Source organism: Variovorax paradoxus (assembly GCF_009755665.1).
GTDB classification, from domain to species: domain Bacteria; phylum Pseudomonadota; class Gammaproteobacteria; order Burkholderiales; family Burkholderiaceae_C; genus Variovorax; species Variovorax paradoxus_G.
Genome location: NZ_CP046622.1, coordinates 2,502,340 through 2,512,297 on the forward strand (window position 1 = coordinate 2,502,340; position 9,958 = coordinate 2,512,297).

Annotated in this window: 3 protein-coding genes and 1 pseudogene; 1 reads left to right on the forward strand and 3 read right to left on the reverse strand. The window is 54.9% G+C overall.

All coding sequences use genetic code 11. From position 1 onward, the window contains the following. Positions 1–88: 88 nt before the first annotated feature. Positions 89–394: a hypothetical protein gene (locus tag GOQ09_RS11785; protein WP_242631084.1), complete on the reverse strand. Its 306-nt coding sequence runs from the start codon at positions 392–394 to the stop codon at positions 89–91. A 65-nt stretch (positions 395–459) separates the two neighbouring features. Continuing rightward, positions 460–657: pseudogene (locus GOQ09_RS26325) on the reverse strand (LysR family transcriptional regulator); the annotation flags it as partial. A 795-nt stretch (positions 658–1,452) separates the two neighbouring features. Here GOQ09_RS26325 and GOQ09_RS11790 point away from each other — a divergent pair. Further along, the gene (locus tag GOQ09_RS11790; protein WP_157613584.1) at positions 1,453–2,754 is read left to right on the forward strand and encodes a hypothetical protein; all 1,302 of its coding nucleotides are present in this window, start codon (positions 1,453–1,455) and stop codon (positions 2,752–2,754) included. A 645-nt stretch (positions 2,755–3,399) separates the two neighbouring features. On the opposite strand, the gene GOQ09_RS11795 is transcribed toward GOQ09_RS11790, so the two are convergent. Next, entirely contained in the window at positions 3,400–9,807 is a 6,408-nt protein-coding gene (locus GOQ09_RS11795) for a hypothetical protein (protein ID WP_157613585.1), read from the reverse strand. Between the last annotated feature and the right edge of the window lie 151 nt (positions 9,808–9,958).

Here is a 9,958-nt window from a genome sequence, read left to right on the forward strand (position 1 = left end):
CGCGCACCAGGCACGAGGCAGGGCGAAATGATCGCATCGAAAAGCCGCTTGCGGTACCGCGCGCGGCGGCCGAAAAAAGGAGTGTCGCTCAGTCGCCCCGTGACGGCGCCCGGTGCCCCGACCGCCTGAGCGCCAGCCACCAGAGCAGCGCTGCATTGACGGCCCAGCCACCCGCGAGCAGGAGCAGCGCCGTCTGCGCAACGCCCGGCGCGAGATCGAGTGTGAGCAGGGCCAGCGACCAGGGCAGCGCCCCCGCGATGGCGGCCAGCATGGCCAGTTCGCTTTCAGGAAAAGTGGCGGACGAGACCACGCACACCACGCCCACGGTGGAATAGGCGAGCGCGCCAATGCGCCACCAGGAGGGGAAGGGCGACCGAGGGTCTGTGGTGTCCATGTGGCAACGATTGCGCGCGCTTGCAGCCAGCCGCGACAGCCGCCCGCGCGAAGCGATGTAAGTCTTCAGGCGATGCCTGCCGAGCCAGGGTCGCTTGTGTTCCCCAGGCGCGCGAAGGCGTTGGACAGGCAATCCACGAACAGGCGTATGCGCGAAGAAAGCTGCTGCCGCTGCGCATGCACGGCATAAATGTCGGTGCCGGGCGTGCGGTACTGCGGCAGCACCTGTACGAGGCGGCCGCTCGCGAGGTACCGCTCGATGTCCCCCGTTCGGGCGGGGCATTTGGGACTCTTGGAACACTGAATTGGCCCCCGGAGGGGATCGAATCTCCCGCCACAGTGCGCACGGGCACTCAATTCCTCTCGTCGGTTCACTAGCAATACCGACAAAAATACCGGCAAACCAAACTGCTTCGACCGATGTAGCTGATCTTCCACGACTAAGTATCATTCGTGTCAAATGCAATGGAGTCATCAAAGCCCTTCAAGGGCTTGGAAGAAGAGAGCGTCCGGCGCGATGTTCTTGCTGAACTTGTCCGGAGCAACCATAGATGGACACGCTTGCCTTGCACCTCACGAATAGTAGGGTGCGATCAGGCCCGACCCGTGTAGCCGTTAACTAATCCACGCTGTGCAAGACCTTGCGCAGTGCCGCTTCCGGCCTGGTGCCCGATCCTTGATACACGACATCCTTTCCGAGCGCTCCTCCTGGAAATAAGACGTCGGCAATTGCGCCGCCTCTGGGGCGCCCGCCAGCGCCCACGTCTTCGCGAACTCGTCAACGCCGCTCTGCTGCGTGTCTGGGGAGACGGGCTTAGTGCCAATCGTTTTCGCGCGTGAGCGTCGCTATGTCATGGTGCCAGCAAGCAGACCAGATTGTGCCGAAGCTCGCTTACAGTCAGCCTAGTCTGACAAACAATCGACCTACTCCCCACTACAGCTTTGAACAGCATTCATCATGACCCCTGAATTCACTCACGAGGAGAGGCGGTTTATTGCAAGATCGAGTGAATTCCTGAGCTCACGCGACCTGTGTATTCTATAAAGACATAATTCCTTATGAGCAAGAGCATCAAACAAAAGAAAACTCAGGGCGCGAATTGGCCATTTCTGGCAATTCTGATCTGCTTGGTGGCAGGTTTGCTCGTTGATCAACAAGCATGGATCGTTGTTACGTCGGCAACGTTGGTGCCAGTATTATTTTTATGGCTCATCTACGCCTACACCTACAAGGATGAAGGCAGTGTCAGACTTTCTTACATATGGGGCCTCCTCGGATTTGCGATGCTTGTTTTTGGAATCTACGCGGATCCGAAATACATCAACCCAGGCGTGGGTTCTGTGATTATAAATATAAGTGGAACATTGATATCGCTTTCGGTAATCGGGGTGATTTTGCAGTTGAAGGATACCAAAGAGTATTTTGCGTCGACTCTTTCGGATTTGATTATGAAAGAGAGTTATGTTGAGAAACTCAATCGAACGCAACTTGAAAAACTTCAAAAAACCGTGTTAGAGCGCTATTTCGAGAATTCAAACGACTTCAATCGTGAAAATAGCTTTTACAGATTTTTCAGCACAAATTTGCAAAACTATATTGGCTCCCCTTATAGAGAGCATTATCGAAATACTCTTTCGATCACTGCGCTAGAAGATGAGGCTGCGCCCTTGGCGGGTGGAAGAATATGTCTGATTACCGACGACCTTACCTATCAGTTGCGATCGATGGGTGATGACTTGCAAAAAGACATTCGGTGGCAAGCGTCAAAAGATGAAATTAGACAGCTTCAGAGTTTTTCCGTCCACATAGGGTCTAAAAAACTCTTCGAATGGCCTTCGGAACAGAACCAAGACAATACTTCCGATTTGATTGAGCATAATTTTGCGCAAAATCCTGAAGACGGCATTTCTCTAGTCATTCAACTTGAACGACTGTCGCAATCGGATGCGACGGTTCGAAAGGAGTATGCTGATGGGGCAATCGTAAAAATCTCTGCAAAGTACTTGGCTACGAATTACAAGTCGATAACCGCAAAGTTGCTATTCCCAACGAAAGGCTTTTCGCTTAGCGTATTTCATCCTTCGGACATTCGTTGTAAAGTCGAGTCATATGGATTTAATATGGAGACGCACGCATGCGAGCACACCAATACACCGCAAGGCTTTACTTTGAATTATTCGGACTGGATGCTTCCTTATAGTGGGGTTTATGTTGCGATTGAGGAGGCTGACTTAGTCGGCCAAAAGGCACCTTCTACTGTTGATGGGGAAGATTTAGACGCATCTGTGGTGATTGCTGTGACTGAGAGCGAGCAATCATCTGAGGGATTTAACGAAGAAGGGAAATTGCTCCATGGGTAATTTTACAATTCGCGTGCATCTCCATGGCCCTGATGATCAACATTACATCGAGCTCAATAAAATAATGAGTACCGGGGGGTTTCGGCGTATTATTTCGTCTGATACTGGAAAGGCGTACCAATTGCCTCTCGGGGAATACACTTTTTCTGGTGAGATTGATCGAAAAGCTTTGCTGGAGAGGGTGCAAGCCTTTGCGGGTCAAGTTGGTCAGAAGTACTCCATTCTTATTACTGAATCAAAGGGGCGAACATGGTACAACTTGACGGAAATAGTTAAATCTTAGACAGAATGGCGGAATTCGAAGATTTCGATCGATTGATAATTCGAAATTTCTGAATGTAAGTCGAGCGCGCAGCCGCCGATCTAACGTTCGAGGAGCGCAGCCGTGTGCCCTACGTCCGGTCGCGCAGGGTGACCGACTGCATCAACGGCTCACTGCTTAACGACAGACGGTGCCAAAAAGCTCTGCCAAAGCCAAAGCCAAAGCCAAAGCCAAAGCCAAAGCCATCGTCTCGTCAGATCCGTGCGTGGGTCAACCCTAAGCAAGCGGTAGTCGCGTGCCGACGAGCGGTGCGCGACTATGTGGGCGATATTGGGAGACGCGCGACGAGTCACAATGGTTGAATGCGGCGCGCCGAGGGCTGCCTACCAGTCGCTAGTCCGTTCCACTGGCTTTATTGCCGCAGAGAAAACGAGCCCACCGCTCGCTGCCAGAACGCCCGCTGCACCTTTGCTACGGTAGCGGACCTTACTCTGCGAGTGCTTTTCGCTGTAGTATTCAATTCTGACTAGAACTACCAGGCTACGACCAGTCGCCGCAAGGTATTGCCTCAAAGTCCGCGCGTCGCACAGTAAGGCCTGAGCGGATAGCTTTCTCTCGTGCTCTCCATATCCTCGACGCTCGCCCCAAGCGATAGAACGCATCACCTCCTCCCCTTCCTCGTTGATCCAACTTCGCGCGAATGGATCAGCTGCGGACACGCCAGCCATCGCACGAAACGCGGAATCGGGCATTGCTCGCGTGTTTGCCGAAGTCGAACAGAAGGGATCGAACTCGTCCCATCCAGGGCTGGTGTCCACCGTGACTATCCAAGGCTCGAAAGGTAAGCGGGAATCGGACTCTTGTTGGTCGGTTCCCCGGTACTGTCGATGGCGAGGCAGCCAAACATCATGACTCTTCTTCGCTGCGAGGGCGCTGCACGCCCCAATTGCTTTGTCTGTCTTGATCATGGCTGTGTGCACATAAATCTTGACATCGTCGCGGCTCTCCCAAATGCCTTCGGCCACGATGGCGGCGAGAGCTCTTTCATTAGAGATTCCCGCCAAACTCAAGAGGGTAGGGACATCTGAGATCAATTCATCGCTGTCGCTTCCTTTGGAGCGCAGTCTGTAATTCGCTGCTGCGGGATAGGGGTCGGTACCATCGCTTAACCATAGACCGTCGATGCGACTTAGAGCATGCCGATGAATAAACTCTCGCCAAGGATCTCTATCCCACTCGTCGATCATGGCCAATGACTTCGCGGCCCGCAATCTCCCGGCGACCACGAAAAGCGCGTGCCATCCAAGATGGCCTCCGTAGCTGCGGAAACGTCCAGCTGCGTCCGACCGCCTTCCACTCGAATATCGCCCGTACTGGTCGTACATGCCAGGTGACTGGGGGTCCCAACTGGAGGCCTGCTCCTCCAGTAGTTCGGCAATTTTCCATGCCGGAACACCAAATGCAGCGCCCAGCGGTGGAGTCTCGTGCTTTCGAAAGTCGTAATCCAGCGAGAACTTGAATTCTGAGGCCGGCACCCCCACCGGGCGGTATGGGTCACTTGAAGTCCGCGGATACTTCACGCGAGGTCCACGTGCCGGGTCATTTTCGACTAGCAAGCGTTGGAGCTTTAGCTTCTCCGCAAGATCCTTCTGGGCGCAAAGCAGTGCGTTAACAGCCACGCTTTGCATGAGGACATGCGGAGTTGCTGGCGTGAACGCCTCTTCAAGTAAGAAAACCTGATATCGATCCACCAATTCCGAATGATCTTTGGCGGCTCGCGCCAACGCTAAGAGCAGCCACAGGCGAGCGTCCCACAAGTGAAATTTCATTGATGGCGCGAGAAACGGTCCACCTTTCCCGCTCCGGAATAGTATTACCAGCTCATCGACCACTGCCATTCGATTCGAGTCAATCAGGTTTCGAATCGCGTGAACTGCTCGCCAGCGTTCAAATGCATCAGCCGAAGCCAATCTCGTCCATATCACACCTGCAACGATGCAATCCTCATCCAAGCCCGGATCAAAGTCTGCTCGGAATGCGCCATCGCCAAAGTCTCCTGCCATCGCGAGAGCAGAACTGCTTAGGAGGCGATTTAGCGCGAGCTGCACAGCTGCGCCATCGTCGCCTTCCGCAACAAACACCGCCAATTGCAGCCAATGTCTGGCGTTCGATGCGACCGACAGTTGGGTCAAGTTGCTAGCCAGCACTAGTGCTGCCCGATCGTGAGGCATCCCACCGAGCTTAGCGATGCGCTCAAATGTGCGCGAAAACCCCCAATTCAATCCAACGAGTTCCGCTGCATGCCGGACAAGAACGCGTTCAAAAATGACTTCCCGCCGCGCCCGGAGCGCGGGCGAGTGAGCTTCCCACTCTCGGAGGATCTCCTCGACAAGGTCCAATCGCAGATCCAGTTCAAGACCTTCGACTTCTGTCAGTAAATCCACAAAAGCCGCCCGACGAGCAATCGGGACTCGCTTGGCAAGCGCGCGGCAGAATCTTCTTCTTGCATCCCATGCTCCATCCATACTTTTGATGATTCGGAGTGAACCTGCTACTGATGCGATGTCAAGAGGAGGGCAGGTAGCGCCCATTGTCCTTATTGACTTCTCGTCTTTCTCCTGCTTCACAGCTCTTTGCCGTGCATATCGCTGGCTCTCGACTCCAAGATCAGCACCGCGTGAGGTGGATGGCTCCTTGAGTGAGGAAAAGAAGGCCACTCTTTCGGCCAAATAAGCGAGAGCTGCCGACTTAGTCGGCAGCCGTTTCGAGATTGCCTCCCGCAGTCGTTCATATGAATAAGATGAAGAAGTCGAAGGTTGATCTTTCTCAAATTTTCGAATTATCTGGAGGGCCAACTGCTCTGCGCGAGCTGGTTCAGCGTCCAGGAGAACGGCAGCGATGTCACCCCAGGAGAACCAATGGGCTTCGCCAACCTCATCGAGAGTCAGCAGCGCAAGCGCGGAGTCCACGCATAACTGGCGGCTTCGAACAAGTTCAACGATAAGGGGCGGCGCGCAGTAGCCAAAATCGACGGCTTCTCGCGAACACCAACGGCCGATCTGAGCGAGTGACCGAACTCCCTGCGCCGGCACGGCTGCCTGTGCAAACGCATTCCAAGCGAACTTGCTTGGTTCGCCTTGAAAATTCATTTCACAAAGATTGGCAAACCGTTGAAAGTTCTCGGGCGGCAATGAGCTGCCTTCCAGCTTTGCCATTAGGGGCATAAGATCTTGAACGGTCTCGTAATCTGCCGATCCAAGCGAGTTGAGTTGCTGCATGGAGCGTTGGAAGTAGTGAACGCCATCGTCCGGACTCATTCCCAAAAGAATCGTCGCGATATCAGCCAGCAGATCGCCTTTGCGACTTGCATCGTCTTCACGCTCCAAGAGTTTGTCCAGCCACGGAAGGAGTGCTTGACCCGCGCCAGAAGTACATGCGCTATATGACAACGCGCGCAGACAATCGACGCCCACCGATGTAGGCAAACTCACTTTGATCGAAATGATCGCAACAAACTGGTCTGCAAAGGCTGAACAGTCACTCCCGCCGAGTTGAAGCGAGAACAGGGCCATAGATCGTCCCAGGTGGTCTCGCAGCCGACGCGTTGCTTCTCGAAGCATGGAGTGACCGTCTTGCGATTCCACCCATGCATCAAGGATCGGGAACAAGGGCGCCTTCGGAGGCGTAAGAACTTCCGTCGAAAATAGTTCGCATAGCGGCAACAGCGGCGCAATGCTGTCCGAGACGGCGCGCGAGGATTCGTAGCCTTTCGACGTCGACTCTTGACCCCCCGCCGCCTCTGCTGTTGCTCGAAGGCTCGCTTTCTTCTTGATTCTTTCTTCGATGTCTTTGGCCGAATAGTCACCTTTAAGTCTTTTGGGCAAACTCTCCCTCGCCTCCCTGGAGAGAATGTCCACGAGTGTTGGCCTTCTTCCACTTGCGACGGCGGACAGGCACGCAAAAAGAAGCCAGCGCGCGACACTTTCGTCAGGCCAGTTGTCCTGAAACGTGTGATAGCTCGGGCGTCGGATGTGCACTTGCGCGAGTATCGAACGGGCATGGTGGGGCGAACCCATTCGCAGAGCTATGCCGGCGCTAAGCAGTAGCGCATTCTCAAACGGCAAGTGCTCATCACGTTCGTGATTTGGGTCGGCGACTTTCGCCCGACACGCTTTAGCTAGGAGTGCCACGAGAGCGGAGCGATCCTCCGTCTCGATCTCAGGCATGGTTTGAATGCAAGCAGCATAGATCGCCGGCCCCTTGAGTGGCGCGGCTCGTAGTGTCTCAACGATCGCGCTGGGGGGAATTTGAAGGTGATCGAACACAACTCGAAGAAAATCCTTGGCCACAAGAAATCCAAACCAAGCGCGCCAGACCCCAAGATCGTTGAAAGCCTTATCAAGCTGCCCCTTGCTTGCCAGGTGTATGGATCTAGCTGCCGCTTCGATCGAGGTCGGCCCCTTCATCCATTTGTCTCGGGTGTCTTGGTTGTAGTACCACCGGAGCCATTGGAGACTGCGCTCAGCATGAAGCGCCGCCTCCGACTCGTCGCCCATCAGAAGATGAGCGATTGTTAGCCGGGCATGGCGTGCGCCCGGCCATGTTGTGCGAACTTCGAACAGTCTACGAAGTGCTTCGGCATCTGCTGCTGCTGCAACCAGATCAGGATGGGATGCGATAAGGCTATCGAGTCGATCGCCGCTGGCAGCAACCGAAGCGAGTTCGACTAAAAGGCGTATGGCGTGTGCCTTCTGCCCGCTGCGCGACGACATCGCGAGCGCCGTGGTCAACCGGCGAGTGCGGATGGCACGCTTACCGAAGTCACTTGTCACGCCACTCGGGAGGTCGTCACTGAATGCTAGATCGACAGCCAGGTCGGCGTCGCCGATCATGTTCAGAAGGCGCGGAAGTGCTCGCGCAGCGTACGCTGAGGTTCTTTGTGCCGCCGTCAATCGCCGCGCCAAGGCTGCGAGCAGCGCCGAATCGTTACCGTGTCTGGTACGGACAAACGTTTCCGTGGGCTCGTCTCGAAACACAATTCCAAGTGAGGTGCGATCGAGCAGTGGCGCTAAGTCGGCGGCAAAACTCTCTATCGCGGCGTGCGAGAGGCCGATCGCCGCTGCATATTCGTTGACGGGAACAGGCGGTGGAAGGACGGTCAGACCGCACAGGAACGCACGAACTGCTTCATTCAATCCTTGCTTCTCTACATATGCCATAGCGCGATCTAATCTGCGCTGAATTAGCTCTTCAACTTGAATCGGCGCATCCGAATGATCGGGACGTCGGACTAGTGCATCCCATTCTTCCACCAAGTGATTAAGAACTCGCGCATTGCCTTCCGAGCGAACCTGGGCAATGTCAATCTCCGCGTCGGCTAGTGCGTTTACACGAGCAGAAAGAAACGCCCTCGTTTCCTCTCGCGTAAACGAAGGGAGTGGCAGCAAGACCGGATCGGCAGTACCGGCTGTTATTCCGATCCGTTCGGTTCTGCAGCTGGCGATCAGATCCACGCCATCTGGCGTCCCGAGCTGCGAGAAGGTCTCCATAAGCAGAGTGGGAAATGCCTTCTCGTGCTGGTCGATCCCTTGCTGAGCTGCATTATCTGCAGCGTCCAACAATATGAACAAACGAGCCTTCTTATTCTCGATGCGAAGTGTCGTTATCGCCTGATTGAACCGTCGCCTCGCCGTGCTTAGCAAGTCGGCGAGTAGAACAGGGCCAGGAATGATTGGGTCGCAGAGTCCGCGCGACGCCAAAGCATTCACAATGTGAAGTAGCCCTTTGATGGGCAAATGCCTGGAATCCTCGACTGACCGATAGTTACCTCCACCGAAGCAATCGAACAGAATCACCTCGCCACATTCCATCAGCCTGGATGCCAGACCCTGCATGAAAACTGTTTTACCTACTCCTCCAGCCGCGTGAACCAAAACAGGTTTATTCAGACAAAGAGTTGATACCAGACCATTCTCAACTTCTGGTCGAGCTACAACTGGTCCAACGTCGACGAAGCTAGCGGGAGCTGGCAAGAGGTCACGGTCATCCGCGACGCCCAACGCGCTTAGGACGTCCACCAGGCGCACGACGTTCCTGCCCTGCCCCTCAGTTCCAGCCTTCGATCGCAGCAGAGCTTTTAGCGAGCCGAGTCGGCCATGCGCAACGTAGTCGGCAGACACCGACCAGTCGACAATTCGGGTAGAAACGTCTGACTTGAGCGCAGTTAACGAGCCTGTGGCACCTCGAAGTTCGAATCGCGAGAGGAAGCTTTGTATGACGACGGGAGACAGTCCGCATGCATCGTAGATTTGGTTTGCCTGTTGGATCGTCTGTAGATCGAGACTGTCCGTCCCCTCCGCAAGCTTTGAGAGTGCGGACGAGAAGTGGCTGTCGATTGGACGATTCGTAACGATGCTGAAACGGAGCTTTCTTTCGGTCTTTGCCATACCGAATTTCTTGCGATGATCTCGCTCTGCTTCCGCAAACTTCACGAATGTCTTCTTCGCATCCGACGCGACGAACGGCTTGTATTGGCTTGCGATCGAGTACTTGAACTGTGAGACCTCGACGCGCTTAGCGGACTCGAAGGAACAGCCATCGCCGTAATAGAGAACGAGGTCTGCGATTTCCGATGCGGCGGAGGAAACATGGTCCCCGTCTTGCATGGAAAAGCCCTCGACGGCAATTCCGACCAGCTCGTCCCGAGGCATCAAGAGTTCAAGTGAGCGACGCGCCGCCCACGTCTCATGGAACTCATTGCCGTCCTTTGCTGCTCTAGATTTTTCGACCAAAGTGCCTGCCTCCTCGACCGGTCCGTCTTGATTGACTGCTCTTGTCCGTGCAGATAAGAGCGCGACCCAAGAACGCTGCTAGGAAATGCCCATTGCTGCAACTGTCGGCGCCCTCGGACACGCCGTGCGCGTAGCGGGCGAAATGCTCGCA